Origin of the sequence: Streptomyces sp. NPDC006174 (assembly GCF_040614075.1) — a bacterium.
GTDB lineage: Bacteria > Actinomycetota > Actinomycetes > Streptomycetales > Streptomycetaceae > Streptomyces.
In genome coordinates this window covers 239964-265913 of record NZ_JBEXTJ010000007.1, presented here as the reverse complement: position 1 = coordinate 265913, position 25950 = coordinate 239964, and the positions used below count along the sequence as shown (strand labels likewise).

23 protein-coding genes and 1 tRNA gene are annotated in these 25950 nt (G+C 69.7%); 12 read left to right on the top strand and 12 right to left on the bottom strand.

Annotated elements, in window-relative coordinates; translation table 11 throughout:
• Positions 1 to 216 precede the first annotated feature (216 nt).
• The gene (locus tag ABZ267_RS18270; RefSeq protein WP_356746539.1) at positions 217 to 2970 is read left to right on the top strand and encodes a penicillin acylase family protein; all 2754 of its coding nucleotides are present in this window, start codon (positions 217 to 219) and stop codon (positions 2968 to 2970) included.
• Between the two features lie 71 nt (positions 2971 to 3041).
• Here ABZ267_RS18270 and ABZ267_RS18265 read toward each other — a convergent pair whose 3' ends face one another.
• Entirely contained in the window at positions 3042 to 3659 is a 618-nt protein-coding gene (locus tag ABZ267_RS18265) for a 5-formyltetrahydrofolate cyclo-ligase (protein ID WP_356746538.1), read from the bottom strand.
• Positions 3660 to 3753: 94 nt separating this feature from the next.
• Here ABZ267_RS18265 and galU point away from each other — a divergent pair, with 94 nt between their 5' ends.
• From galU to ABZ267_RS18225, 8 genes are all read left to right on the top strand, one after another.
• Positions 3754 to 4656: a UTP--glucose-1-phosphate uridylyltransferase GalU gene (gene galU / locus ABZ267_RS18260; protein ID WP_356746537.1), complete on the top strand. Its 903-nt coding sequence runs from the start codon at positions 3754 to 3756 to the stop codon at positions 4654 to 4656.
• Positions 4657 to 4660: 4 nt separating this feature from the next.
• Complete coding sequence (gene glp, locus ABZ267_RS18255) at positions 4661 to 5974, top strand: gephyrin-like molybdotransferase Glp (RefSeq protein WP_356746536.1); 1314 nt, start codon at positions 4661 to 4663, stop codon at positions 5972 to 5974.
• A 96-nt stretch (positions 5975 to 6070) separates the two neighbouring features.
• Positions 6071 to 6571, top strand: coding sequence for a cyclic pyranopterin monophosphate synthase MoaC (moaC, locus tag ABZ267_RS18250; protein WP_356746535.1), 501 nt, complete (start codon positions 6071 to 6073; stop codon positions 6569 to 6571).
• Positions 6568 to 7173: a MogA/MoaB family molybdenum cofactor biosynthesis protein gene (locus tag ABZ267_RS18245; RefSeq protein WP_356746534.1), complete on the top strand. Its 606-nt coding sequence runs from the start codon at positions 6568 to 6570 to the stop codon at positions 7171 to 7173. Before moaC ends, ABZ267_RS18245 begins: the two co-directional genes overlap by 4 nt.
• A 17-nt stretch (positions 7174 to 7190) precedes the next feature.
• Entirely contained in the window at positions 7191 to 7832 is a 642-nt protein-coding gene (locus tag ABZ267_RS18240; RefSeq protein ID WP_356746533.1) for a GNAT family protein, read from the top strand.
• A 165-nt stretch (positions 7833 to 7997) separates the two neighbouring features.
• Entirely contained in the window at positions 7998 to 9230 is a 1233-nt protein-coding gene (glpR, locus tag ABZ267_RS18235; RefSeq protein ID WP_356746532.1) for a gephyrin-like molybdotransferase receptor GlpR, read from the top strand.
• 87 nt (positions 9231 to 9317) lie between these two features.
• Positions 9318 to 9391 (top strand) — tRNA-Ala (locus ABZ267_RS18230).
• A 516-nt stretch (positions 9392 to 9907) separates the two neighbouring features.
• Positions 9908 to 11113 carry a S1 family peptidase gene (locus ABZ267_RS18225; RefSeq protein ID WP_356746531.1) on the top strand — a complete coding sequence of 402 codons (1206 nt, stop codon included), beginning with the start codon at positions 9908 to 9910 and terminating at the stop codon, positions 11111 to 11113.
• A gap of 94 nt (positions 11114 to 11207) precedes the next feature.
• Here the strand turns inward: ABZ267_RS18225 and ABZ267_RS18220 are convergent, their stop codons facing one another.
• Positions 11208 to 12305: a helix-turn-helix transcriptional regulator gene (locus ABZ267_RS18220; protein ID WP_356746530.1), complete on the bottom strand. Its 1098-nt coding sequence runs from the start codon at positions 12303 to 12305 to the stop codon at positions 11208 to 11210.
• Between the two features lie 166 nt (positions 12306 to 12471).
• On the opposite strand from ABZ267_RS18220, the gene ABZ267_RS18215 reads away from it, so the two are divergent.
• The gene (locus tag ABZ267_RS18215) at positions 12472 to 13950 is read left to right on the top strand and encodes a sigma-70 family RNA polymerase sigma factor (RefSeq protein ID WP_356746529.1); all 1479 of its coding nucleotides are present in this window, start codon (positions 12472 to 12474) and stop codon (positions 13948 to 13950) included.
• A gap of 4 nt (positions 13951 to 13954) precedes the next feature.
• Here the strand turns inward: ABZ267_RS18215 and ABZ267_RS18210 are convergent, their stop codons facing one another.
• Together ABZ267_RS18210 and ABZ267_RS18205 are read right to left on the bottom strand one after the other, a co-directional pair.
• Positions 13955 to 14443 carry a GNAT family N-acetyltransferase gene (locus ABZ267_RS18210; RefSeq protein WP_356746528.1) on the bottom strand — a complete coding sequence of 163 codons (489 nt, stop codon included), beginning with the start codon at positions 14441 to 14443 and terminating at the stop codon, positions 13955 to 13957.
• Positions 14444 to 14985: 542 nt separating this feature from the next.
• The gene (locus tag ABZ267_RS18205) at positions 14986 to 15426 is read right to left on the bottom strand and encodes an ATP-binding protein (RefSeq protein WP_356746527.1); all 441 of its coding nucleotides are present in this window, start codon (positions 15424 to 15426) and stop codon (positions 14986 to 14988) included.
• 229 nt (positions 15427 to 15655) lie between these two features.
• On the opposite strand from ABZ267_RS18205, the gene ABZ267_RS18200 reads away from it, so the two are divergent.
• Both ABZ267_RS18200 and ABZ267_RS18195 read left to right on the top strand, forming a co-directional pair.
• The gene (locus ABZ267_RS18200) at positions 15656 to 16513 is read left to right on the top strand and encodes a helix-turn-helix transcriptional regulator (protein WP_356746526.1); all 858 of its coding nucleotides are present in this window, start codon (positions 15656 to 15658) and stop codon (positions 16511 to 16513) included.
• Positions 16510 to 16725: a DUF397 domain-containing protein gene (locus tag ABZ267_RS18195; protein ID WP_356746525.1), complete on the top strand. Its 216-nt coding sequence runs from the start codon at positions 16510 to 16512 to the stop codon at positions 16723 to 16725. The genes ABZ267_RS18200 and ABZ267_RS18195 overlap by 4 nt, the downstream gene beginning before the upstream one ends.
• A 54-nt stretch (positions 16726 to 16779) precedes the next feature.
• Here ABZ267_RS18195 and ABZ267_RS18190 read toward each other — a convergent pair whose 3' ends face one another.
• The 8 genes from ABZ267_RS18190 to ABZ267_RS18155 all read right to left on the bottom strand — a co-directional run bounded on the left by ABZ267_RS18190 (position 16780) and on the right by ABZ267_RS18155 (position 25946).
• Positions 16780 to 17043, bottom strand: coding sequence for a hypothetical protein (locus tag ABZ267_RS18190; protein WP_356746524.1), 264 nt, complete (start codon positions 17041 to 17043; stop codon positions 16780 to 16782).
• The gene (locus ABZ267_RS18185) at positions 17040 to 17267 is read right to left on the bottom strand and encodes a hypothetical protein (RefSeq protein WP_356746523.1); all 228 of its coding nucleotides are present in this window, start codon (positions 17265 to 17267) and stop codon (positions 17040 to 17042) included. The genes ABZ267_RS18190 and ABZ267_RS18185 overlap by 4 nt, the downstream gene beginning before the upstream one ends.
• A 5-nt stretch (positions 17268 to 17272) precedes the next feature.
• Positions 17273 to 18202: an N-acetylmuramoyl-L-alanine amidase gene (locus ABZ267_RS18180; protein ID WP_356746522.1), complete on the bottom strand. Its 930-nt coding sequence runs from the start codon at positions 18200 to 18202 to the stop codon at positions 17273 to 17275.
• 72 nt (positions 18203 to 18274) lie between these two features.
• On the bottom strand, positions 18275 to 18733 hold the full coding sequence (locus ABZ267_RS18175; RefSeq protein WP_356746521.1) for a hypothetical protein: 459 nt from the start codon (positions 18731 to 18733) through the stop codon (positions 18275 to 18277).
• Positions 18734 to 18748: 15 nt separating this feature from the next.
• The gene (locus ABZ267_RS18170) at positions 18749 to 21532 is read right to left on the bottom strand and encodes a hypothetical protein (RefSeq protein ID WP_356746520.1); all 2784 of its coding nucleotides are present in this window, start codon (positions 21530 to 21532) and stop codon (positions 18749 to 18751) included.
• A gap of 15 nt (positions 21533 to 21547) precedes the next feature.
• A complete protein-coding gene (locus ABZ267_RS18165; protein ID WP_356746519.1) occupies positions 21548 to 24742 on the bottom strand; it encodes a phage tail tape measure protein in 3195 nt (1064 codons plus the stop codon).
• A gap of 200 nt (positions 24743 to 24942) precedes the next feature.
• Positions 24943 to 25461: a hypothetical protein gene (locus ABZ267_RS18160; protein WP_356746518.1), complete on the bottom strand. Its 519-nt coding sequence runs from the start codon at positions 25459 to 25461 to the stop codon at positions 24943 to 24945.
• Positions 25461 to 25946 (bottom strand): hypothetical protein, encoded by a 486-nt coding sequence (locus tag ABZ267_RS18155; RefSeq protein WP_356746517.1) that lies wholly within the window; start codon positions 25944 to 25946, stop codon positions 25461 to 25463. The genes ABZ267_RS18160 and ABZ267_RS18155 overlap by 1 nt, the downstream gene beginning before the upstream one ends.
• Positions 25947 to 25950: the final 4 nt, after the last annotated feature.

Genomic DNA, 25950 nt, shown 5'->3' with positions numbered 1-25950 from the left:
CCTGCCGGATCGTCCTCCGGCAGCCAGTTACTTCGTTACCTTACCTAATCTTTAACGTTTTCTTGACGGCTTCGGCGAACGGATGACGGCCACGCGTGTCCCTACAAGGGATACGCGCAAATGGATGCATCCCTATACCGCGTCCGAGTGGCTTCCCGGCTGCGCCTATGGTTGCTCCTGCACTCCCAGGACCACCCTGCCCCTCGAAGGACAGCGATGCCCGCCAATACAACCGACTCTTCCGGCCCTTCCGACGACGCGAAGAAGCCCGGCAGGAAGAAGAAGGGGCGCCGCGTTCGCCTCCTTCTGCTCGTCCTGGTGCTGGCGCTCGTCGCGGGTGTCGGGTTCGGTGCCTACTGGTCCGTCTCCACCGTGCGGGCCTCGTACCCGCAGACCACCGGAACGGTCACCCTGGACGGCCTGTCCGGTGACGTCGAGGTCAAACGGGACTCGTACGGCATTCCGCAGATCTACGCGGACTCCGACGCCGACCTCTTCCGCGCCCAGGGCTTCGTCCAGGCCCAGGACCGCTTCTGGGAGATGGACGTGCGACGCCATCTGACGGCGGGCCGGCTCTCCGAGATGTTCGGCTCCGGACAGGTGGAGACCGACTCCTTCCTGCGCACGCTCGGCTGGCGGAAGGTCGCGCAGGAGGAGTACGACACGGTCCTGGACGAGGACACCAAGAAGAACCTCCAGTCGTACGCGGAGGGCGTCAACGCCTACCTGAAGGGCAAGGAAGGCCGGGACATCTCGGTCGAGTACGCGGCGCTGGGGCTGACCAACGACTACAGGCCGACCGAGTGGACCCCGGTCGACTCGGTCGCCTGGCTCAAGGCGATGGCCTGGGACCTGCGCGGCAACATGCAGGACGAGATCGACCGCTCGCTGCTGACCAGCCGGCTCGACGGCGACCAGATCCAGGACCTGTACCCGGACTACCCGTACGACACCCACAAGCCGATCGTCGACCGCGGCGCGGTCTCCCCGGGCACCGGGAAGTTCGACCTCGACGCCGACCCGTCGGCCGACGACACCGGCTCGCAGACCGCGCAGGGGGCCACCGAGGGCCTCAACACCCAGCTCTCCGCGCTCTCCGACACCCTGGACAAGATCCCCGCGCTGCTCGGCCCGAACGGCAACGGCATCGGATCGAACTCCTGGGTCGTCGGCGGCGCCCACACGACCACCGGCAAGGCGCTGCTCGCCAACGACCCGCACCTCGCGCCGATGCTGCCCTCGCTCTGGTACCAGATGGGCCTGCACTGCCGGCAGCTCTCCAAGAGCTGCCAGTACGACACCGCGGGCTACACCTTCTCCGGCATGCCCGGTGTGATCATCGGCCACAACCAGGACATCGCCTGGGGCCTCACCAACCTCGGCGCCGACGTCACCGACCTCTTCCTGGAGAAGGTCTCCGGCGACGGCTACCTGTACGACGACAAGGTGAAGTCGTTCGTCACCCGTGAGGAGACCATCAAGGTCGCCGGCGGCAGGGACCGGAAGATCACCGTCCGCGAGACGAACAACGGCCCGCTGGTCTCCGACCGCAGCAAGGAACTGGACAAGGTCGGCCAGAAGGCCCCGGTCGGCAACTCCGCCCCCGACCGCGCCGACGGGTACGCCGTCGCGCTGAAGTGGACCGCGCTGAAGCCGGGCAAGTCCATGGACGCGGTCTTCGCGATCAACCGGGCCAAGGACTTCGACACGTTCCGGGCGGCCGCCAAGAACTTCGAGGTCCCCTCCCAGAACCTCATCTACGCCGACACCGAGGGCAACATCGGCTACCAGGCGCCTGGAACCATCCCGGTCCGTCTCAAGGGCGACGGCACGCTGCCCAGCCCCGGCTGGGACCCGGCGTACGGCTGGGCGAAGGACCCGATCCCCTTCGACGAGCTGCCCTGGGAGTACAACCCGAAGCGCGGCTACATCGTCACCGCCAACCAGGCCGTGATCGACGAGAGCACGTACCCGCACCTGCTGACCAAGGACTGGGGCTACGGCGCCCGCAGCCAGCGGATCAACGACCTCCTCGCCCAGAAGATCAAGGGCGGCGAGAAGGTCTCGACCGACGACATGCAGAAGCTGCAGATGGACAACTCCAGCGAGATCGCCAGGCTCCTGGTGCCCGAGCTGCTGAAGATCAACATCTCCGACCCGAGCGTGCGTGAGGCGCAGAAGCTGCTGGAGGGCTGGGACTACACGCAGGAGTCCGACTCGGCCGCCGCCGCTTACTTCAACGGCGTCTGGCGCAACATCCTCAAGCTCGCCTTCGGCAACAAGCTCCCCAAGGAGCTGCGGGTCGAGGGCGACTGCATCAACGTGCCGCCGGCCAAGAACAGCGGCCCGGCCGACCAGCAGAAGAAGCTCGTACGCGAGTGCGGCCAGCGCGACGGCGACACCGCGCAGCCGGACGGCGGCGACCGCTGGTTCCAGGTGGTCCGCGACATCGTCAAGGACCAGGACAACGAGTGGTGGAAGGCGCCCGCCAGGGGCCGCGAGGCCGCGCTGGAGAACCGGGACGACCTCTTCGCCCGGGCGATGGAGGACGCGCGCTGGGAGCTGACCTCCAAGCTCGGCAAGAACATCTCCACCTGGAGCTGGGGCCGGCTGCACCGGCTGATGCTGAAGAACCAGACCCTCGGTACCGAAGGGCCCGATCTGCTCCAGCGGGCGCTCAACCGCGGCCCCTGGAACCTCGGCGGCGGCGAGGCGACGGTCAACGCCACCGGCTGGAACGCGGCGAGCGGCTACGAGGTGATCTGGGTGCCGTCGATGCGGATGGTCGTCAACGTGGGGGACTGGGACAAGTCCCGCTGGATCAACCTCACCGGCGCCTCCGGGCACGCGTTCAACGCGCACTACACCGACCAGACCGACAAGTGGTCCAACGGTGAACTGCTCGACTGGTCCTTCGGTACGGACGCGGTCGACGCGTCCACCGTCGACACGCTGACGCTGAAGCCCTAGGGCGTGTCCGGCGGACCCGGTCAGGATCCGCCGGACACGCCATAGAGGCCTCCGCGGTGCTTGACCGGCCGTCAGGCGGTGAAGCGCCGCGCTCCGGCCGGGGTGACCACGGCGTCCACGGGGTGGTCGTGCGGTTCCACAGGGACCCGCGCGACCACCTCGTTCGCGTACAGGAGCACGACCAGCGCCGGGTCGGCCCCGGCCGCCGCGAGCCGGGCCAGCACCCGGTCGTAGCTGCCGCCGCCGCGTCCCAGCCGCATGCCCGCCCCGTCCACGGCCAGCCCGGGCAGCAGGACCGTTTCGGCCTCCACGACGGCGGCCGGGCCGAGCCGGGGCCCGTCCGGCTCCAGGAGCCCGCGCCCGGCCGGCAGCAGGTGCTCCACGCCCTGGTACACCGCCCAGTCGAGGTCGTTGTCGGCCAGGAGCACCGGAAGCAGCACCCGTACGCCCCGCTCCCGCAGCGCGTCCAGCAGAGCCCGCGTCCCCGGTTCGCGTCCCACGGAGACGTACGCGGCGACCGTTCGGGCGCCAGCCAGTTCGGGGAGGGCCAGCGCGCCGGCCGCGAGAACCGTGGCGGCTTCCGTGACGTCCTCCTTGGTCAGGAGGGCCCGCGCGGCGAGCAGTTCGTGCCGGAGAGAGGCTTTTGCGGGCACCTTCACAGATGCCTTTCCGGACTTGTCAGGGTTCATTAGAGACTCGCACGGTTCTCGTATGGGCATATTTAAGGGCAAAGTTAACCGGAAGCTCATCTTCCGGGTGTGTGCACCCGTTAAGGTTCTGCGCATGACTCAGTCGCCCTCCAGGATCAGCAAGGCCGTCATCCCGGCAGCAGGTCTCGGCACCCGCTTCCTGCCCGCCACGAAGGCCACTCCCAAAGAGATGCTGCCTGTCGTCGACAAGCCGGCCATCCAGTATGTCGTCGAAGAAGCCGTGGCAGCGGGCCTCTCCGACGTACTGATGATCACCGGCCGGAACAAGCGTCCTCTTGAGGACCATTTCGACCGCAACTACGAACTGGAGTCCGCGCTCACCCGTAAGGGAGACGCCGAACGGCTCGCCAAGGTCCAGGAGTCCAGCGACCTGGCCACCATGCACTACGTGCGCCAGGGCGACCCGCGCGGCCTCGGCCACGCCGTGCTCTGCGCCGCTCCGCACGTGGGCGACCAGCCGTTCGCGGTGCTGCTCGGCGACGACCTGATCGACCCGCGCGACGCCCTGCTGGCCCGCATGGTGGAGATCCAGGAGCGGGAGGGCGGCAGCGTCGTCGCGCTGATGGAGGTCGACCCCTCCCAGGTCCACCTCTACGGCTGCGCGGCCGCCGACACCACCGTCGACAGCGACGTCGTCCGGGTCACGGGCCTGGTCGAGAAGCCGGAGCCGGCCGACGCGCCCAGCAATCTCGCCGTCATCGGCCGGTACGTCCTGGACCCCGCGATCTTCGACATACTGCGACACACCGAGCCGGGCCGCGGCGGCGAGATCCAGCTCACCGACGCTCTCCAACTGCTGGCCCAGGACGAGAAGATCGGCGGCCCCGTGCACGGCGTCGTCTTCAAGGGCCGCCGCTATGACACCGGTGACCGGAGCGACTATCTGCGTGCCATTGTCAGACTGGCGTGCGAACGTGAAGACCTGGGACCGGACTTCCGGACCTGGCTCCGCAAGTACGTCACCGAGGAGATGTAACCCCGTGAGCAGCACGATCTGGTCGGTGGACGAGCACCTGGACGACATCCTCGCCACGGTGAGGCCGCTCGAACCCATCGAGCTGCAGCTGCCCGACGCGCAGGGCTGCGTCCTGGTGAAGGACGTCGTCGTGGAGGTGGCCCTGCCGCCCTTCGACAACAGCTCGATGGACGGCTACGCGGTGCGGATCGCCGATGTCGAGGGGGCGAGCGAGGAGTTCCCCGCCGTCCTCACGGTCATCGGCGATGTCGCCGCGGGCAGCGCCGGGCTCGCCGACGACCAGGTCGTGGGGCCGGGACAGGCGGCCCGCATCATGACGGGCGCGCCGCTGCCCGCCGGTGCGGAGGCCGTGGTCCCGGTCGAGTGGACGGACGGCGGTACGGGCGAGGGCCCGGCGGCCGCCATGCGCGCCCACTCCGACGCGCCGGAGGGCGCCACCGGTGAGGTCCGTGTCCACCGTCCGGTCGAGGCCGGCGCCCACGTCCGCGAGCGCGGCAGCGACGTCAAGCCGGGTGACCTGGCCCTGCGCGCCGGCTCGATCGTCGGCCCGCCGCAGATCGGGCTGCTCGCCGCGATCGGCTGCTCGACCGTCGTCGTACGGCCCCGTCCACGCGTCGTCGTCCTCTCCACCGGCAGCGAACTGGTCCAGCCCGGCGAGGAGCTGACCGGCGGCCAGATCTACGACTCCAACAGCTTCGCGCTCACCGCCGCCGCCCGGGACGCCGGAGCCATCGCCTACCGGGTCGGCGCGGTCACCGACGACGCCGAGACCCTGCGCGCGACGATCGAGGACCAGCTGATCCGCGCGGACGTCATCGTCACCACGGGCGGCGTCAGCGTCGGCGCGTACGACGTCGTCAAGGAGGCGCTCTCCTCCGTCGGCGACGAGGACGAACCGGGCAGCGGGATCGACTTCCGCAAGCTCGCCATGCAGCCGGGCAAGCCGCAGGGCTTCGGCTCGATCGGCCCCGACCACACTCCGCTGCTGGCCCTGCCGGGCAACCCGGTCTCCAGTTACGTCTCCTTCGAGCTGTTCGTCCGCCCCGCCATCCGCGCCCTGATGGGCCGCACGGACGACCTCCACCGCCCCACCGTCCGGGCCGTCCTGTCCGTCGACAAGGCGCTCACCTCACCCGCCGGCCGCCGCCAGTTCCTGCGCGGTACGTACGACGAGGAGGCGGGCACCGTCACTCCGGTCGGTGGCTCCGGATCGCATCTGGTGGCCGCTCTCGCCCAGGCGGACGCGCTGATCGTGCTGCCCGAGGACACCACTTCCGCCGAGCCCGGCACGGAGACGGACGTGATCCTGCTCCGCTGACCGCCGCCCGGTGGCGGTACGGTATCTGCCGCCGTGCCTTCCGGAGACCGCTCCGGGCCCGGGCCGATCGGCGCCCTTACCGCTGGGTGGAGTGAGTTGAGTACGCAGAACAGGCTGACGCACATCGACGAGGCGGGTGCGGCCCGCATGGTCGACGTGTCCGAGAAGGACGTCACCACGCGCGTCGCCCGCGCGAGCGGCCGGGTCCTCGTCTCGCCGCGCGTCATCGAGCTGCTCCGTGGCGAAGGAGTCCCCAAGGGCGACGCCCTCGCCACCGCGAGGATCGCCGGGATCATGGGCGCCAAGCGCACCCCGGACCTGATCCCGCTCTGCCATCCGCTGGCCGTCTCCGGCGTCAAGGTCGACCTGAGCGTGGCCGACGACGCGGTGGAGATCACGGCCACGGTGAAGACGACGGACCGCACGGGCGTCGAGATGGAGGCGCTGACCGCCGTGTCGGTGGCGGCGCTGACGGTGATCGACATGGTCAAGGCCGTCGACAAGAGCGCGGTCATCACCGACGTACGGGTCGAGGCGAAGTCGGGCGGCAAGTCCGGCGACTACCGGCGCACCGCGCCGGCGGGACCGGACGCATGACGCCGCCCGAGCACGGAGCCCCGGGCCACGAACAGCCCGCGAACGCGCAGGCGCCGGCGCACCACCGGAGCGCACACCCGCCCGAGCCCGCCGGATCCGCCCCCACCTCCGCGTACCGCGCCCTCGTCGTCACCGCCTCCAACCGCGCCTCCGCCGGCGTGTACGCGGACAAGGGCGGCCCTCTGATCACCGATGGCCTCACCGCGCTCGGCTTCACGGTCGACGGCCCGCAGGTCGTGCCCGACGGCGACCCGGTCGAAGCGGCCCTGCGCGCCGGAGTGGCCGCCGGATACGACGTCATCGTCACCACCGGCGGCACGGGCATCTCACCCACCGACGCCACGCCCGAGGCCACCCGCCGCGTCCTGGACCACGAGATCCCCGGGATCCCCGAGGCGATCCGGGCCGAGGGGCTTGCCGAGGTCCCGACCGCCGCGCTCTCCCGGGGCCTCGCGGGCGTCGCCTCCGGCACCCTGATCGTCAACCTGCCGGGCTCCACCGGCGGGGTGAAGGACGGCCTCGCGGTCCTCGGCCGGCTCCTGGTGCACGCCGTCGACCAGCTCCGAGGCGGCGACCACCCCCGACCGGGGAGCCCGAGCTGAACATCGCGACCTGGCCGGTGACGCTGACCGACGGCGAGATCGTCCTGCGTCCGATAAAGATGCGCGACCAGCGGGTATGGCGTGAGGTCAACCGGCGCAACCGCGACTGGCTGCGCCCCTGGGAGGCCACCGTCCCGCCGCCCGCGCCCGGCGGCCCGGTCGCACAGCGACCCACGTACCGGCAGATGGTCCGCCACCTGCGCGCCGAGGCGCACGCCGGGCGGATGCTGCCGTTCGCCATCGAGTACGAGGGCCGGCTCGTCGGCCAGCTCACGGTCGCGGGCATCACCTGGGGCTCGATGTGCTCGGGTCATATCGGCTACTGGGTCGACCGGAGTGTCGCCGGGCGCGGAGTGATGCCGACGGCCGTGGCGCTCGCCGTGGACCATTGCTTCCGCTCGGTGGGGCTGCACCGCATCGAGGTCTGTATCCGTCCGGAGAACGCGCCGAGCCGCCGGGTGGTGGAGAAGCTCGGGTTCCGCTCCGAGGGCGTGCGCCCGCGCTATCTGCACATCGACGGGGCCTGGCGCGACCACCTGATCTTCGCGCTCACGGTGGAGGAGGTGCCGGAGGGCATGCTCCGGCGCTGGCGCCGTACGCGGCCGGTGACGCCGCACGGTCCGGTCGAGTCTGGACCGTGGCCGGAGCAGTCCGCGTAATAAAATAAGTGTTCGAATTTGATCGACAGATGACAGCAATGGGTTGCACTATCGGTGACTGTTGATCCGATCAATCACAAAAAAAGTCCGTGATATCAGCCGGATCGTGCGACACACCGGGCCAATTGGCGGATGCCTCCGCGTAAACCCCTCTACGGTGTGAGCGTGAGCAGCAGCGGCCTCATCTACGCAGTCATCGTCGGGGCCTGGGCCGCCTACTTGGTGCCGATGTGGCTCCGCAGGCAGGACGAGCTCAACGAAGCCCGTCCGACGGAACGCTTCAGCACCGCCATCCGGCTGCTGTCCGGACGGGCGGCGATGGAGCGCCGGTATGCCAGGGAGCTGCGGGAGCGCAGCGCCGAGGAGGCGGGGCCCGACGTGGACCCGGACGCCGAGACGGATCGTATGGATTCCGTCGACGTCCGGGCCTTTGCCGCGCCTCCGGCGCATACGGAAGCCAGGGTGCACAACCCGGCGCACGCTCCCGAGCGCGCCCCGGGCTCCCACGCCTCCGACCGCCAGGCGCACGACCGTCGGACACACCAGCCACCGGACCGCCCGGCGCACGACCGCCGGTCCGGCGAGCGTCCCGCGCCCCTCGGGCAATCCGCGCCTCCCGGCCCTCCGGCCCAGCGCCGTCCGCGCACCGGAGCCGCCGACGCCGACGCCGAGCGGGCCCGGCGCGCCCAGCGCTCCCAGGTTCTGGCGCGGCGCAGGCGGACGACCGTCATCCTCTTCCTCGCCTTCACCCTCGGCGCGGTGGTGGCCGCGGTCGGCGGGCTCGGCTTCCTGTGGGCACCGGCCGTTCCGGCCGTCCTGCTGAGCACGTACATCGTGCATCTGCGCGCCCAGGAGCGGCGCCGGTTCGCGTTCACCATGGACCGCCGCCGCGCCGAGGTCGCGGCACAGCGGCTGCGCGAGAACCGGCCCCGCAGGCACCAGCCCGCCACCTCCGCCCCGGCCGACCAGGACGACGACTCCGACTCCCACCACCCGGAGCCCGAACCCACCCCCACGGTCTCCCCGCAGGAGGCCGGCCGCCGTGCGCTCGTCGAGCAGACGGACCACGCGGAGTGGGTGGACCAGCAGCGCGAACGCGGCCGGGTCCAGGGCGACAGCTGGGAGCCCGTCCCCGTACCGCTCCCGACCTACGTCACCGCTCCCGTCGCCCCCCGGGCCACCGGCGGCGTCGAGGTCGGCGACCCGGAGACGTGGAGCGCGGCCCGCTCCAGCACCGCCGAGCCCACCCAGACCGGCACGTCGCACCCGGCGACCCCCGCGGTGGACCCGGCGCCGCGCCAGCGCACCAACCAGACCCGCCGCAGCCGCGACCGGGGCCGGACGCCGCTCTTCGACCAGTACGACGACGAGGACCGGCCGCGCGCCGCCAATGAGTGAGACCCTCGGAATCCCGGCACCGCTGACCAGCGGAGGAACGGATTTCCAAGCACCGGGGTGAGGGTGCTAGAGTTTCACTCGTTGCAAGGGCCTGTGGCGCAGTCTGGTAGCGCACCTCGTTCGCATCGAGGGGGTCTGGGGTTCAAATCCCCACAGGTCCACAACAACAAGCCGTCCGGCGAGTCAGCTCGCAGACGGTTGACGGAATCCCGTCCGATCACTTCGATCGGGCGGGATTTCTTCGTTCCCGGCCTATCGCCTCCTGTCGGCCGGCCTGATCATTCATCACGTCGCCCGCCGCTGTGGGTGACGGGCCCGGGCGGGTGCTCGGCCGGAGTTCCGGTCGGGTGCCCGCCCGGCGTCGTGTGCGGCCTCGGGCGGACAAGGGCGTGGATGCGGTGCGGGAAGCGACCGGAGGCGTAGCCGGCCGGCTTCCGCCGATCACGTCCGCTGTGTTTCCGCCGCGTTTCACTACAGTTCTCGGCCAGTTCTGTAGATAAGAGCCCCATCTCCGGTCCTTGTCGCGGCAGTTCCGTTTAGGCGAGAGTTCGAGGCGCGGCGACAGGAACATGTCATCGCCGCCGGGCAGTGTCCATGGAACACATCGCGCGTCCCCAAGCGTGGTGTGGCCACCCCCCATTGTCTGGACGCTTCGCCCGTGTAGCGGAAGGAATCGCGTGAAGCACGGAAAGAAGAACGCGCGCAGATACATCGTGGCGGCCTCCATCGGCGCCCTCCTGTCGGCCGGAGTCGCCACAGGGGCTTACGCCGGTGCGGCGGAATCCGCGCCGCTGAAGTATCAGCCGGAGATGGTCCAGGCTCTCGCCACCACCCTGGGCGTGAGCGAGCAGGAGGCCGTCGAGCGGCTGGACCGGGAAGCGCGGCAGCAGGGCCGGTTCGCGAAGTTGCGGGCCGAGAAGGTCTCCACCCTCGGGGCCTTCTTCGCCAAGGACGGGACGCTCGTCGTGAACGCCGCCGATGCCGAGGCGGCGAAGGAGGTCAAGGCGGCGGGACTCGCAGCACGGGTCCCGGAGCGTGGCGAGAGCGAGCTGAACCGAATAAAGGCGCAGCTCGACGCCAAGGCCCTCAAGAGCGCCCCGGCCGGCGTCTCGGCGTGGTCCGTCGACCTCGCCTCCGACACCGTGACCGTCGAGGTCAACGGGGCTTCCGACGCCGCCACCCGTACCTTCCTCAAGGCCGCGAAGAGCAACGGCGACGCCGTACGGGTCGTCCAGGGCCAGGAGAAGCTGGAGACGCAGGCGGTCGTGCCGCCGGGCAGCCGCATGACGTTCAACGGCTACCTCTGCTCCGTCGGCTACGGCGCCAAGGACCGCAACGGCAAGCAGGTGCTCGTGACCGCCGGGCACTGCATCGAGGACCTGCCGGCACTGGCCTACAACGGGACCCGGTTCGCCAAGGGCACCCACACCCGGTTCGCGCTCGGCACCCGCAGCGTGGACATGGGCATCGCCTCCGTGGACGCCGGCCACTCCATCGGCCTGGACATCACCACGTACGGCAAGGCCGGCACCGTCGCCGTCCGGGGCAGCCAGCGGGCCCCGCAGGGTTCGGCGCTCTGCAAGGCCGGCCAGACCACCGGCTGGACCTGCGGCAAGGTCGGTTCGTACAACGTCAGCGTCACCTACACCGACGAGACCGGCGGGCCCGACACCGTCGTGACCGGCCTCGCCAGCTCCTCCGTCTGCACCCAGGGCGGCGACAGCGGCGGCGCGTACGTATCCGGCAACCAGGCCCAGGGGATGACCTCCGGCGGGCCGATCGGCCAGCGGTGCAACGGCCAGGTGAACTCGCCCGGTTCGTCGTACTTCCAGCCGCTCGACGACGCCCTCAAGTACTACGGGCTGACGCTCAACACCAAGTAGCCCCGGACCGGGGTGAAGGTGCCGCATACGCGGGAGACCGTCCACTGACCCTGGGCGGTCTCCCGTTTCCATCATTTCCGCCATGCGCCATCCGTCATTCCGCCTTGTCGAAATCCCAGGCCACCCCGTGCACACCGGGTTTGCAGCGCGAGGCGAGCACATGGGTGCTGTGGGAATCGTTCATCGAAATGCGTCGCTGCGCGCGGGGCGGGGAGCCCACCTGGTCCCGGAAGTACCGCCGGCAGCCGGAGGGAAGCGCGTCCGGATGAAAGAAGACCTGCTGAAGATATTCGTGCAGATTCGCCCGCGACCAGCGTTCGTAGTGCGTGGCCGGTTCCCGGGACGGGCTCACATCGACCGCGTAACTCACCACTGTCGTATCGAGTTTGGCGAGTTCGCGGCCGAAGTGGATTTCCAGCACCAGCGATTTCAGTCCCTTGAGGTACGTCGCCTCGCCGAGGCGTCCGCTGGTGACCCGGATGTCGAGCGGCTCCGCCTGCTCGTCGTCGAAGCTGAGCACGAACAGCGCGCGGTCGGCCCCGGCGCGGCTGGCCCGCAGCACGTTCGTCGTGGAGAGGTTGCTCAGCGTTCCGCGCTCGCCCAGCGTCACCACATCGTGGATCAGCAGCGAGCCGGTCTCCTGGTTGAAGTGGCGGAACCGCTCGCCGAGCGCCTTCTCCACCACCGAGTCCTTGCCGAGCACCTGGAGCGCCGCGCTCTCGCCCCGGGCCGGCGCGACCCGGCCGCGCGGCCGGCGCGGCCCGAGCAGCGAGCGCAGCGCACCGCCCGGCAGCTCCAGGATCTCCTCCAGCACCTCCACCGCCCGCAGCGACCGGGCCCGCTCCGGCTGGCTCCGGCCGCGCTGCCAGCTGCTCAACGTGGCCTGGCTGACGCCGATCCCGCGCGCCCGCAGCCGTTCGCTGACCCGCTCCAGCGAGAGGCCCCGGCGGCCCAGCGCCTCCCGCAGCGCCGCCGGGAAGGCGTCGGAGGCCGGGGGAGGAGTTTCGGCGGCCGACGATGCCGACGACCGGCCGTGGGTGGACCCTTTGCCGGCAGGCCCGCCGTGAGGCGGCGTTCCGGCTGCCCCGGCCTTCAGCGTCTTCCGCAGATCGCGCGCGCTCGTGGCACCCGAGGCGCTCCGCGCGCCCTCCGCGTCCGGCAGACCGACGCCGGCTTCCATCCTGCTCGACATGTCCCTCCCCCATCCCGGCACTCCCGCCGCAGGGCATCCGCACGGCCCCCGCATACTGGTTGACCACCGGAGAGGGACCGGATAACAAAACCCCCGGGAGTGAGCTGTCCCACACTCCGGGGATGCGCTGACCGGCGGCCTCCGCACGGCCCGAGGAAGTGAGCACGTGGTGAACAGCGTGAACGGCGTGGACGCCACCGCCCTGGTCGTCGCGGCCAGGGACGGGGACCAGGTGGCCGGGGAGCGGCTCGCCGCTCTGTATCTGCCGCTGGTCTACAACGTCGTGGGCCGCGCCCTCAACGGCCACCCGGATGTGGACGACGTCGTGCAGGAGACCATGCTGCGGGCGCTCTCCGGCCTGTCCTCGCTGCGCGATCCGACCCGGTTCCGGTCCTGGCTGGTGGCCATCGCCATGAACCAGGTCCGCACCCGCTGGGCCGTCCTCGGTCACCGTCCCGCCGCGCTGGAGGAGACCGAGGAGCCCGCCGACCCGGCCGCCGACTTCGTCGACCTGACCATCCTGCGCCTGGAACTCTCCGGCCAGCGCCGCGAGACCGCCGAGGCGACCCGCTGGCTCGACGACGCGGAGCGCGATGTGCTCTCGCTCTGGTGGCTGGAAACCACCGGCGACCTCACCCGCGCCGAGCTGGCGGAGGCTCTCGGACTGCCGCCGCAGCACGCCGCCGTACGCGTCCAGCGGGTCAAGAACCAGCTCGACATCGGGCGCGCGGTCGTCCGGGCCCTGGCCGCCGAGCCCCGCTGCCCGGCCCTGGACGACCTGGTGGCCGACTGGGACGGCGCGCCGACGCCACTGTGGCGCAAGCGGACAGCCCGCCACATACGCGGCTGCGCCTCCTGCTCGGCGACCAGCTCGGGGCTCGTACCGCCGGAGGGTCTGCTCTCCGGGCTCGCTCTGGTGGTGCCGCTGTACGAAGGCGGCCAGCACGCCGCCGCCGCTGTCGCCCCGGCCGTGGCTCCGGCCGCGTTCTCGGCCGGAAAGGCGGCGGGGCTCACCGTCGCGGCGGCCGCCGTGACCGCCATCGCCGTACTCCTGTGGCCCTCCGCGCCCGCTCCGCCCGCGCCACGCGCCGAAGGCGGTACGACGCAGCTCCCGGCGCCCTCGCCGCCGCCGGTCACCACAGCGGCCTCGCCGTCTCCGACGCCCACCGCCACGCCGTCACCCACGCCGAGCACCGCCGCGCCGAGCGCCTCGCCGTCCACGGTCGTCCCGCCGTCACCGCGCCCTGCGCCCCGGGCGCGGCCGCGTCCCGAGACGCGCCTGGTCGCCGAGGTCAACACCCTGCGCGCCCGCAACGACTGCCCGCAGCTGGCCACCGATCCCCGGCTCACCGAGGTCGCTCAGCACCACTCCGAGGACATGGCGGCATACGCCTATTTCGGCCACACCGACTCGGCGGGCCGGGGCATGGGCGACCGGGTGACCGGGTCCGGTTACCTCTGGTCCGCCGTCGGCGAGACCATCGCCACCGGGAACGAGGACCCGGCTGCCGTCGTCGACGAGTGGCGCCGCAGTTCCGGCCGGGACGACGACATCCTGAACTGCGACTTCACGCACGTGGGCGTCGGCATCGCGGACTCGCCGCGCGGGCCCTACTGGACGCAGGTGCTGGCCACGCCGAGGTAGGCGGCTACGGCAGCCGGAGCGGCTTGGTCATGCAGATGCTGCTGTCGTACGTCCGGTAGTGGCCGAACTTCTCCGTGCAGACCGTGTAACCGCACGAGGTGTACAGCGCGACCGCCTCCGGCTGCTGGTCACCGGTCTCCAGGACCATCCGGACGCGGCCTGCGGCCCGGGCGTCCTCCTCCAGCGCGGCGAGCATCCGGCGGGCCAGGCCCCGGCCACGGCCCTCGGGGATCACGAACATCCGCTTGATCTCGGCGTCGCCGTCGCCGTAGCCCTCCTCGTTACGGTCCTGCGTCCGCCATCCGCCGGTCGCCACCGGGCGCTCCAGCTCGTCGTAGGCGAGCAGATACAGACCGTGCGGCGGCACGAACATGGCCGGATCGAGGTGTGTGACATCGCCCTCGTCGCCGTAGCGCTCGGCGTATTCGAGCTGGACCTGGTCGTTGAGTTTGACGGCGTCGGGGTGGTCGAAGCGGGACGAGCGGATGTTCATGCTGATTATCGTATATCTATGAGTGGGTGGGGTAGGTACTGTTTCTGGATGCTGACTGTTACATCAGTCACCGTGTTTAAAACATGCGGTACGGAGGCCGCGGTAGAGCGAGGCCGCCGCAGCGCCACCCGCGTACGGTACAGAACGTAGTGCGCCCCCGGAGCCGTACCCGCTCCGGGGGCGCACTGTTGCGGCGGGCTACTGCGGAGGCCCGCCCTCCTCGTGGTGGCAGGAGCAGGCGCACCGGCCCTTGGGGCGGGCGCACTCCATGTGTACCCTCGGCCGGTTGGCAAGGGCGGCAGCGCGGCAATGCGGGCCCGTGGGCATGCCAGTGTCAGCCCCAACCCTGACGACGATCTCGCGTTCCCTGCGGTGCTCCTGGGCGATCTCTCGCGCCTTCCGTGCCATCTGGGAGAGACGCTTTCCGTACGGGCAACTTCCGGGCCGCGCGCGGCATGTCTCGCACTGCGCCGTGTGGTCTATCACCGCCCGGTACAACACCATGTCATCCGTGACGAGGCGCCACTGAGTGGCCGGCTGAGTCACCACGTCACCACCGCCCACACGATTTTGCCGAACGCCCGCTCGGCCGTACCCCAGGACTCGGCGAGCAGCTCGACCAGGTGGAGTCCGCGGCCTCGGCCGCGCTCGTCCGAGGCCGGCCGAGGCCGCGGACGCTTCCGGCGGGTGTCGTGCACCTCGATCCGGCACCGCCCCGGCTCGGCGTCGACGACCACCCGAATGGAGTCTCCCGGCTCGGACCCGTAGCGCACGGCGTTGGTCGCCAGCTCGGACGCCAGCAGCTCCAGCATGTCGAGCGCGTCGGCCGTGACGCCCGGCTCTTGGTAGGCGGCAGCTTCGCGGACATAGAGCCGCACCGGTCGTACCGACTCGGGCATGGCATCGCAGATCAGCTGCGGTGGCACGGCGGGCGGGTCACAGGGCTGTGCGGGCGGTAAGGCGTGCGGACGCATGGTCATCATGCGGACCCCTCACGTTAAGCCGATCCGGACTCTCGCGGCCGTGTCGGCGCGGACGGAAATCTGGAATCATCGTGCGTCCCATACAGTGACGATTGCAAGTCTCTCACCGATGAAATCAGAATTTGCATATGCCGTGTAGAACGGCTGTAGGAAGGGGTGGTGAAAGGTGACAGGGCGGCGCGGATCGCGGCAGACTGATCCTGACCAAACGGCGAGAGGGCAGGGATTCGTGAGCGCACCGACGGTGAGACGGCGGCAACTCGGCCGTACGCTGCGGGCCCTCCGCGAGTCCATGGGGCTCAAGCAAGAGGACGTGGCGAGCCGTAGCGGCGGCAAGCTCAACGGTGCCAAGATTTCGCGCATAGAGACCGCAGTCACCGCGGCGTCAGCCGCAGACGTGAAGCTCATCCTTGACGCCTGCGGGGTCGATGACGAAGAGACCCGGGCGGGCCTGCTTCGACTTACTCGCGAGGGTGCGCGCCGCGGTTGGTGGCAGTCGTACCGCTCCGTCCTCACCCCGGCCTACGAGGATCTCATCAGCCTGGAGTCCGAGGCCGAACAGATCAGCACGTGGCAACCGGTCATGATTCCGGGCCTGCTCCAGACCGCCGACTACGCCCGCCGGATAATCTCTGCTACCGCCATGGGCGACGCGGTCGCGGAGCGGGTCACGGCCCTCGTCGAAGTGCGTCTCGCGCGGCAATCCGTGCTCACGCAGCATGATCCGTTGAACCTGTGGGCGATCATCGGTGAGGCTGCTCTCCGTACCCGCACGGAGGACCCACGGCTCATGTCCGATCAGCTCGGCAAGCTTTTGGCAGCGTCAACGTGGCCGAACGTCACGATTCAGGTGCTTCCGCTGAGTGAGCCGCCGCACGTCGGGCAGACCGGTGCTTACTCCATCCTGGGATACGGAGCGCACGCGAGCCTGGACGTGGTGCACATCGAGTCGCTGACACAGGCGCTGTATGTCGAGGGGCGAGAGAACGTCGTCGCCTACCAGGACGCCATCGGCACCCTTCGGACGCAAGCACTCTCCCCCGAGGCTTCCGCCGAAATGATCACTGAGATTAGGGACCAGATATGACCACTCGCACCGCCCCTGACGCTTCTGCCCTGCCCGTGAAGTGGTGGAAGTCGTCGCGCTCGGCTGCACAGTCCGACTGCGTCGAGTGCGGCCTCCTCGACGGCGGCGCGGTCGCCATCCGCGACAGCAAGCACCCGGCCGGGCCCGCGCTCGTCTTCAGCCGTGACGCCCTCGCGGCCATGGTCGGCGCGGTCGCCTTCGGCGCTCTGTAGCCCCTCGGGAACGACGAATCCGCCCCCTCCCGCACTGTGCGGGAGGGGGCGCGTTCACTTCTGGGCGAGCTGCCACAGGGTCAGGGTGAGGCCGATGACGGCCACCAAGGCGGCGATGCTCGGAAGCGGCCAGCGGGTTCGTTCGAGTGCGTCGAGCCGCTGCTCGTGGTCGCTGAGGATGCGGTCGGTCTGGTCGGTGCGCTGCGCCACCAAGGCCAACGACCCATTGACCGTGGCGAACCCGGTCTCCATCGTGCCGCGCAGCTTCTCCAGCTCGACGGCGACCGCAGCCGGGTCGGACGGGGTGGGGATGGTCACGGGCGCCCGTCCTCGGAGAGGCCGAGCCCGACCCTGTCGAGCAGCTGCTCGACCTGCGGGAGGGCCATGACGCGGGCGAGGCCAGCCGCGACGGCGAGGGCGCCGGCTACCCACGGCAGGGACTCGGGGATGCCGGACGCGGCGACGATCGCGGGGAGCGCGACCGCGACCCCTACGGCGGCCTGGAGCGCGGTACGGATCGTGCGCCTGGTGCTCGTCTTCATGCTGATCACTTCTTCCGGCCGTAGGCGATGGTGTGGAGGGCGGCCCACCCGCGCGGGCCGATAGCGGGGTCGTAGTGCCTCCCGGTGGCGCGGTACGCGGGGTGCGCCTGGTGGAAGCGGGCGACGGCGGCCTGTGTGGCAGGCCCGTAGTTGTCCGCCTCGGGGATGCCCTGGGACATGAATCCGCCGGCCTTGAGCGCGCGCTGAAGGCGGCGGGCCGACGGGGACTTCCGGCCCGGGGTGAGACCGGTGGGAAACACGGGCGGCACGTACGGCTTCGGCTTCGGAGGAACGCTCGGCGCGGTCGGCTCGTCCAGCTTCAGCAGCTCGGCGACGCGCGCCCGGATGCGCCCCATGGTCAGCGCGGAGCCACCCGCAGAACCGATCGGGCCGCGCGGGTCGATCTTGCCCGGCTGCCATTCGCTGTGCCCGATCACCGACCGCTCCGACCAACCGTGCGCGCGGCAGATACCGGCCGCGGCGCGGGCGATCGCCTCGACCTGTACGGCCGGCCACGGGTCGCGGTTGTCGCCCAAGTTGACGCACTCGAACCCGTAGAAGTACCGGTTGCCGTCGGTGTTGGACTCGTTGTCCGGGGGGAGCTGCGCGGCCTCCGCGATCACGGCGCGCAGCACGTCGCCATCGCCGAGCCCGGCGTGATTGGCCCGGCCGTTCGCGATCAGGTGGACAGTGCCCGCCTTGTCAATCACGCCATGACAGAGCGGGCCCGGCAGGGTGGCGTGCCCGTCGCGGCACAGCCGTACGGACGCGTCCGTACCGGTGCTCACGGTGTGGTGGATCATCACGCCGTGAGCGGGCCCCCAGGCCCCCTTGTGGTTGCGGTTCCGGGTGCGCCACCCGTCGACCTCGACGACGCGGGCACCCGCGCCCTGGATGGCGCCGAGCAGTTTCTCGGCAGTAAGCGGTGCGGCCATGAGCGGTGTCTCCAGACATGAAAAAGGCCCCGGCCGGATAGGCGCGGGGCGGGGTCGGGCGGAGTGTGGTGGCTACGGGAGCGGTTGAACGCTCAGCTCCCTCATCGCAATCGACCCGGTGCCGGCGGTGACCCTGTGAACAAGTCGCGCGTTGTACGTGCTGCCGGGGGCAAGTCCGGACAGAAACCGACAGATTCCGGTCCGGCTGAGGGTGTTGCCGTAGTTGCTGGTTCCGCTGGCGTCCGTGGCGGCGTCCACCACCGTGCCGGCGCCTACGGTGCTACCGGTACGGACCTCGGCTGTGACGAGCGTGCCGCCGGTACCGTTGTTGGTGAGGCGGGCGGCGAGGTCGCACCGGACCCGACCACTGGTCGGCGCGACGAAAACCACGGCCACCTCTGCGTACGCGCCGCCACTCGTAGCGGTCGTATACGCGGTGCTGGTGGTGTCGTAACTGGCGCTCGCCACCGCGCTCACCGCAGGAGGGGTATCAAGGGCCAGCATCGTCGTGCCGGCTAGCAGGTCAGGCATGGTGTCCTCTCTCGCTCATAGGGCGCGTACGGCCGGTCGAGCCAGGCGGACCCTGGCGCCAGTGCTATGCGGTTTCGTGATGCCGTTGACACCGCGCGTCACGCTGAATGCCTGGGCCGCGGTAATGCCGGTGCAGGTGGTCACCCGCATCACCTCGCCCCCCACCTCGATGTCCAGGGGGTAGGTAGTCGGGTACGTGGCAGTGTCTGCCCACCTCGGGCCCAGCGTGGTGAGAATGGACGCGGTGGTGGCTGCTGCGGTCATAGGGGCGCTTAGGTGCGTACCGGCGGTGTCTCTGCGGCCCTCATTTCGGACCCCGACCCGGTAGGGGCCGGCCGGAGTGCAGCTCAGCGTCATCGCCCACGCCCGAGGGCGGGGTTCGTGCTGGATCTGCCGAACGATCAGGTCCAGCGGACCCGGCCCCGTGTAAAGCGGGGGGTTGGTGATCCGTACGAGATCCCCGATGCGCAGCCGGAGCGCGGCCGGAAGCAGCTCCGGCCGTCGGTGCAGCTCGACATGGACCGTGGGGTATCGGGCCTCATCCCAGGTGCCGAGGTGAGCCCGCCATGCGGCGATCGGCTCCGTCTGCTCATCCGTACCGAGCGAGAGCGTCACCGCCTCTTCGTAGACGCCCACACCCCCGTCCTCGGGCGGTCTGGCGCCGTTGGGGCCGTCCTCGATCACCACGCGGCCGGAGCCGCCGCCGGCGCGCGTCACGGTTACGTCGTTGGGCCGGTCGGCGTCGTCCTCGGCAGGCTCCAGCGGCGGGGCGACCTGCCCGGCCGCGTAGTCCAGGACCAGGCGGGGCGTCTGGTTGTAGAGCGTCGCGCGGTCCCGGTAGACCAGCCCGAGCCGGTCCATGGTCTCTGCGAGGATGCCGCTGTCGGTGTCGACGATCTCGCCGAGCAGTGTCGTCAGCTCGGCCCGGCCCTGCGGTCCCATCGCCTCGGCGGCGGACCGGTTGTCGCCGTCCCGGCCGGACAGGCGGAGAACCGGCTCCTCGGCGGCCAAGCGGCGTACGCGGTCGAGAGCCGACTCCCGGTTGAAACCGCTGTCGGCGCCGTTGTAGACGGTGACGCCGGCCAGCGCCCCGTCACCGTTCTGCACACCCGGCACGTTGAAAGCGCCGAGATGGCCGAGGGTCATTCCTTGGGTGGCCGCTCCCCAGTTGCCCACGACCGCGGTGGCTGTGCCCATGGTCCCGGTGAACGTGGTGTTCGAGCGCCACCAGTCACCGGCAGCGATGTCGCGCCACGCGGCGATCAGGCGCGTCTGCGTGGCTCCCACAGGCGCCACGAAAAGCGAGAGCCGGTTCCAGACCCCGGCGAAATCCGCGATCGCAGCCGGGGTAGCGAAGTTGAAAAACTGGATGGTGCCACCGTCGGAGTTGCGGGCCTCCACCCGGATTCCCGTATTCGACGCGAACACGTGCGCGGTGGCCATCACCGACCCGGCGATGTTCACCCGCAGGATTTCGGTCAGTACGGCCGGCATGGTCGGCAGGTGGTAGACCATCTCGACGTGCCAACCCGGAGTGGGCGAGTGAGGAACCGTCGCGGTCATCGACGCCACGGCGTTGAGCGTTGGCAGCGGCGCCGAGCCCGGCAGGCTGTCATCCGCCGCAAGGGACATGCCGGAGGCCCGCAGCGGGCGGACACCCGGGGTCGGCGAGTAGAGCTGTGTGGCTCCGTCGGCGTCCTCCATCGGCCAGTACGCGAGCAGGCCCGGCCCGGACGGGACGCGCCGCCGGAGGGTGGACTCCAGCGGGCGGCGACCTTGGCCGAGCCGCCGCAGAATGCCAGCAGCCCGCACAGGCACCCACGCATCGTGTCCGGCTCCGGTCCAGTGCGGCGGCCAGTCCGGTACCTCGCCCGTGAACAGCGGTTCGCGCCGGCTGATCTCGGCCGCGCCGGTCAGCGACCACACCCGGCCCGCGCTGTCCGTTACGCCCGTGGCGCCGTCCGCCAGGCCCGTGAAATCGGGCGCGGTGAGGAGGGCCCCGTCGATGCCTGATCGGACCTCGGCCCGGTGGACGCGGCCGGCGAGCGGGATCCCTGGCAGGCCGAGGCCGGGCAGCGTGCCGATGACCAGGGGCGTGGAGGGCGTGGCCACGGTCGTCGTGCCCGCGCCCACCACCGGGTCGCCGAGCGCCGTCCACGGGCCCGCCATGGTCGGCGCCGTGTAGAACGTGGTCGTACACCCGGATGAACCGTTGTTCACGTCCAGCGTCGCGCGCAGGCACAGCCGACCATCGGCCGGCCCGCCCACCGCAACCGTGCTGATCGCGTTGCGCACACCTCCAGCCGCCCCGGTGGACGACCACGCCAGCTCGACCGTGCCGTCGGTCAGCACCGCCAGGCGGTACCCGAGCAGGACGGCCGCGGCATCCCACCGGGCGATCAGCGGCCGGACCCGCCCGTACACAACCCAGTCGTCCGGAGAGACCTCAACCCGCACGTCCAGGTCCCCCGGCGTGGCGAGCGCCGCCGAGTGCGGCGTAGCGGCGTACCCGCCGTCGAGCCGGAGCCACGACTCCGCCGCAGGCACCGTGATGCGCAGCGGAACGTTTCGGTTCAGGAGCCCGTAGTGGGGCCCCATCGCGTTGCGCGGAGAGTACCGGCCGGCCGCGTTGTTGAGCAGCAGCGAGCACGACGCGGGGTCGGGCTGCGCCCCCTCGTTTGCGGTGCCGTGCACGATCCGGATCGGCTCCCGGGTGAACACGTCCTTCGTGATGTTCACCCAGGAGCCGCCGAGCTGGAGCTCGGCCCGCAGGCCGAGCGCCGTTTCCGGGAACGCCACGGCGCGCCCTCCCTCCTACTTCTTGCCCGCTAGTACGAGCTGAACGTCCCCGCCGCGCACACGGATCGCGTGCCGCAGTTCTTCCACCAGGTAGTCGTCACGGCGCGAGCCGGACGACCTGATCTCGATCACCGTGCGGCCGGGGGCGGACGTGCCGCCTACCGCGCCGTACGAGCTGGCGGCGGATCCGGTCGGGATCGGCACGGCCGACGGGTCGACCAGAGCGGACAGGGACCGGTCGACGGCCGCCCGCCCACCGTCGATGCCGCGTACGAGCCCCTGCGGGATGAACCGGCCGATCGCCGCCATCACCCGCGACGGGGATTTGATCCCGAGCGCCTGCCGAATCGCCTTTTGCATTCCTCTGGCGATCAAGAGCATCTGACGCTCGATGGACTTCTGTTCCTTCTGAAGTCCCCTCACCAGGCCCTGCGCGGCCTGGATTCCCGCACCATACATGGCGTTACCGGCTGTGCTACCGGCCGATCCAGCAGCCTTTACGAGCGCTGCCTGCTGGGAATTGATCTGCTTGATTTGCGAGGCTGACGAGTTAGCAAGAACTGCAGCCGAGGCCGCACCCTGCTCCACACCGGCAGACGCAATCTGTGCGATCAGATCACTGCGGACGCCCTTCTTTCGCAGGGTCGCGAGCTGCTTAGCGAATTGCTGCGCCTGTGCTACCCGGGTCGCCAAGGTATGGATGATCGTGTCCGCCGTAGCGGGCCCGTCCATTGCCGTAATATTCCCGGAATCCAGGACGCTCTTACGGACATCGGCCGCTAGTTTATCGCGCGCCGCAATCTGATTCGCGAGCCGCTTTTGCGCGGCCTTCAGCTGGTTGGCTACCCGAACTTCCCGGTTCGCCAGTGCCACAAGCTTCTTACTACCCGCACTGATTTTGCCGAGTGCCTTCGACCGCTTCTTGCCCGGCTTCAGACCATCGGCCACCATGTCCGCAGCCCTCGCCGCAGCAGCCCTTATCTGTTTGGTGGAGCCGAGCAGCCCATCGATAAGGCCGCGAGCAATCCAGCGCCCTTGCTCCCTCGTGACGCGAGACGGAGAGTGAATCCCCAGCGCCTTAGCGATCGGGCCTGGAATGGCGCTCTTTGCCCAGCTGATCAGCTTGGATTTAATCCACCCGGTCATGCCCTGAATGCCGGTCCAAAGACCTTGGACGACGTTGCGGCCCTTATCGAGCAGCAGGCTACCCAAGGCTCCGAGAGCGGTCACCATCCGGCCTGGGAATCCACGCATCCAAGACACCAGCTGTGCGCCCTTGGTGGCCACGCCAGTTTTGATGCTGTCCCAGTGGCGGAGGAAGATCCCGACAAGCGACCACCTGATAAAGAACTGCAGGATCGCCGTACCAACCGACTTGAGCTTCCCCCAAACCCATTCCCAAGCCTGGCCGGTCCACTTTTTGATCTTGTCCCAGTTTTTCCAAATCAGAATTCCGAGACCGACGATTGCAGCAATTACCCAGCCGATCGGGCCCATGGCGATGACCCACGCTGCGGCCATCCGGGCACCCTGGATGAGCGACTGCACTCCCATGAGGAGCCAGGCCCCCACTACGCGGGCACCGGCGGCCACCTGCGCCGCTGCCGATCCGGCAGCAGACGCACCGGTCATCAGCCACCCAACCACGACCTGACCGGCGGACAGAAGCGCGCGGCCTCCCATGAGGAGCCACGCCCCCACCACGCGGCCGGCGGAAGCGATCTGCGTACCGGCCGACCGAAGCGAGGCGACACCGGACATAACCCAACCGGCTACAACCTGGCCAGCACGGACGGTTGCCGTGATACCCATGAGGATCAAGGCAGGGACAAGTACGCCCGTGACCACGGCGGCCACGACCTTGAGCGTCCCGCTATTGCGCTGCATCCACTGGCCGAGCGTCACCAGCGCCGGAACCACCCGACCGCCGATGATGTTCACTACGCCCTGCTGCATTCCGCGCTTGAATTGCTCAAGCCGTACGCTCGCATTGTCGCGCAGAGAATCGCCCATCTTGTCGGACGCGTCCTTGAAGGTGCCGAGCGCGCCAATGGCCTTTGACGGGTCGAGTGCCAGCAGAGCCTTTTGTAGATCCTCGCTCTTGGTGCCGAACAGCTCGGCTGATGCTGCGTCGCGCTGGACTTCATCGTCCATCGAACGAAGCTTGTCGAGCGTCATTTGCAGAGCCTTTGTGGCTTGCGGACCACCGGCCGAAATCATGTTGATCATGTCACCGGAATTCAGACCAATGGCCTTGAAGCCACTCACCATCTTTTCCGAACCGGCCACGCCTTCAATCGTGAATTCCTTGAAGGCGTCCGCGATTACGTCAGTGTCTCGCGCACCGGCCTTCAAGCCCTGCGACATAAGGCCGGTGGCCGTTTGGGCATCAAAGCCCAGCCGCTGAAAAATCACGGAATACTCGTTGAACGTATCCATGATGTCGTCCGCGCGCGGGCCCATTTGCGTCATGCCCTTGGCGATAACGTCAAGAGCAGTTTTCGCATTCGGCGCCAGGCCCGTTTTCATGATCTGGCCAACGGCATTTGCAGACTGCCCGAGGTCCAGTTCGAAAGTGGACGCGAGGTCGCTGACCTTCGTGCTGATCGCCTGAATCTGCGCGTCCGTCGCGCCGGTCGGCAAAAGACCGGCACGCATCGTCACGGATATCGCATCAGCAGCAGACTGGAAATCAGCCGTCACCGCATCCGCGTACATGCGCCCGGCGATCTTGCCGTACTTCTCGGCTACAGCAGGGGTCGCCCCAAGCTGCGCGCCGAGCCGCCCCGTGATCTGCGTCTGTTCCAGGTGCGAGGCGATGCCCTGCATCAGCACCGCGCCTGCGGCGACACCGGCCGCAGCAGCCGCCATCTTGATGCGGGAGAACCCGCTCTCGGCGGCGGTTACCGCGCCGTCGGCGCCATCGTCGGTACCGCGCCGCAGCCCGTCGCCGAGCACATCCCCCGCCGCCTGGCCGACGCGGCGGCCGGCCGCGACGAACCGACCGCGCGCGTCCCTGATGGACCCGTCCGCAGCCCGTACCATGCCTTCGCCGAGCGCCTGGCCGGCAGCCTGACCGGCGGCCTCGGAATCGCGGGTCATGCGGGTCCCGGACGCCCTGAGGTCCCCCTCCGTGCGTCGCAAAGCGGGCGCCACCTGCGTGCCGTCGATCGTGATGAAGCCCGTCAACTCGCCAACGGTGAGCGCCACTTACCGCCCCCGTTTCTGCCCAGCCTCGGGCGGTGCGAAGGTGCGGCGAATCCGGGACTCAGCGGAAAGCAGGCCAGTGATGCGGAGCCGGAGCCAGCGCCATGAGCGCTCGTCGAGAACGCCCGATGCAACGTCGATGCCGTAGACCTGGTGGAGGTCGGCCTCGATCAGTTCCCACCGGTCGAGCAGGGCATCCCACGTCAGCGAGACGCCTTGGCCTTGCCCTTGGCCTTGCGGGGAGCCGAGCCCGCCCTCGTACCACTCGTAGAGGCCCGTGGCTTCGTCGTACTCGCCGCATCCTTTGCCGAGGAGGCGCGCGTAGCCGACCGCCTCTCCGCCCGATTCGGCGCTTTTCCCGGGGCGGTCCCCGTGGCCCAGTACGCCTCTGCGGTCTCACGGTCGGCGGTGATCCACATCATGGCCGTGAGCGCCACGTGCCGGAACGCGCTCCAGGACACTTCGTCGAGCAGCTGCTCGTACGTCGCGCCGAGACACATCCGGTAGAGATCCAGCTCCTCATCGTCGTCAAGGACAGGGACCGTCGGCGCCTCGCCTCCGGCGGCTAGGCGTGCCGCCAGGGTGGTGATGCGCTCGATCTTGACCCCGTTCCGGGCGGAGGGACCGGTGATCCTGTACGTGCGCGTCTCGCCGTCCTCGCCCTTCACGGGCAGTTCGAGTGCGTCGTCAAGGAAGTCGCCGAGTGCGGCGAACCCAGCCATCAGCCCTCCTCGGCAAGCGGGTTATCGATCGGCAGGAGCGGGCCGTCACCGGCGAAGGTGATCTCGACCTGGCCCAGCGCCGTACGCTCGCCGCCGGCCGGAGCCCACGTCGGGATCGCGCGGCCTTCGTACGCCTCGGGCAGACCGGTACGGTCCATGTAGCGCAGATGAATCTTGTTGGGGTTGCCGTAGGCGAAGTGCGCAAGGCGGATGGCCTCGTGCACCGGGTTGAAGATCCTCGCGGTGGGCGAGATACGCCGGTTGATGGTGACGGAAAGCTCCCAGTCCTGCCCGGTCTTTGTCTTGCCGCCCCAGCCGTCGCCGTCGTAGTCGCCGCTGTCCTCGATATTGGGCTCAGACGCGGGCTGAAAGCTGGTGATGCCGGGGCAGACCTTCCAGTCCGGCACGGCCGCCGTGCCCATGTTGACCTCCAGTCGCCACTGTCGGGCGAGGGCGATCTCCTCGGGCTCTACGGGTGTACTCATGAGC